The organism is Helicobacter sp. UBA3407 (assembly GCF_949747025.1).
Classification (GTDB): Bacteria; Campylobacterota; Campylobacteria; order Campylobacterales; family Helicobacteraceae; genus Helicobacter_D; species Helicobacter_D ganmani.
Map to the genome: position 1 here is coordinate 1 of NZ_CATKCB010000012.1, position 1,277 is coordinate 1,277.

General features: G+C 37.2%; 1 protein-coding gene. It reads right to left on the bottom strand.

Translation table 11 applies throughout. The features are described 5' to 3' along the window. Positions 1–5 precede the first annotated feature (5 nt). Positions 6–1,277 (bottom strand): glycosyltransferase (locus Q1553_RS00090; protein WP_300842638.1); only part of this gene is annotated, 1,272 nt, incomplete at its 5' end.

The window sequence follows — 1,277 nt, forward strand, 5'->3', positions numbered from 1 at the left end:
AGCAGTCAGTCAAAGCATAATTTTGTGAGTTTCCTCCCAATCCTAAAAGACAAATGTTTCTTTAAATGTTCCGATTCTTTGAAATCCCAATAATCTTGCAAAGAGTTTGCATTCTCTATGTTTTTTAGCTTTTTGTATCTCTGCAATACCCGATAAATCACCCCAAAACTTTTTAAAAAATTTGAAATGCTTTTGAAGCTTGAAAGTGTGGCTAATCCCAACTGATACTCTAGGCTTTGATGTAAGAGTGCATACGCACCGATTTTTTGTTCTTTTGCATAGGGTTTGATTTTTGCTAGTAGGGGCAGGAAACCCATAGGGTCAGCTTGGAAGCTTTCTAAATTCATCGCCAACATACATAAGCGATTCAAAATGTTTTGCTTTAGAATCGCACAAGTTTGAGGCTCTATCTTTCCGCTTTCCATTTGTCTAAAAATATCTACTAGCATTGTTGCGGCACTTCCAGCACGACAATATTTGTGCAAAAGCATAGGATTCCCGCAAAAATCTTTCAAATAGCATTGAAGTTGTTTTGGAATGTTTTTAAGCCCCGTCTTGCCCCCATAATTTGTCATACTATGGGGGTGAATACGATAAAAATAAAGTTTTTGGGGAAAAATAAAAATACATTGACTTTGAGCAAGAAGCAAAAGCCAAAAGTGATGGTCTTCCTCCAAAGGAACATTTGCAAATTTGAGTGAAATGGCTTGCAAAAACCTAAAATCAAGCATTCCTTGCCAAGTAAAAGCATACCATTTTCGTTCTACTAGCTTGCTTTGTGTAAATAATGCCGCAGGTGTAATCTTGCATTCCTCGCAGAAGCCATATTTTGTAAGTGGAGTTGGCTTTTTTGCGGAATCGTAGTTAAGATTTCCTTCGTATTTTCGCTGAAAATCAAACCAAAGCACATCTACCCCTCGCATTCTCTTAACGCATTGTTCTACACAATCTAGCTCTATATAATCATCACTATCTACGAATTGCAAATAGTCAATGATTGGAATCTCTAGCGAACTTTTAAGGCTATAAATGGTGTGGATTTGGTAGGGATTCTCTCCTATTATTTGATAGGAATGCAAAGAATCTGCGTCCTTTGCGGATTCCTTTGTGATTGCCACAAGCTCCCCACTGAAAAACTCTATTCCCGCATTTCTAGCATTTGCTTGTCCGCCATTTTCCTTATCAATAATTGTGATTCTGCTGTCTTTTTGTGCATATTCTTTGGCTATTTGCAAGCTAGAATCTGTGCTTCCATCGTTAATTAAAAGAATTTCTAA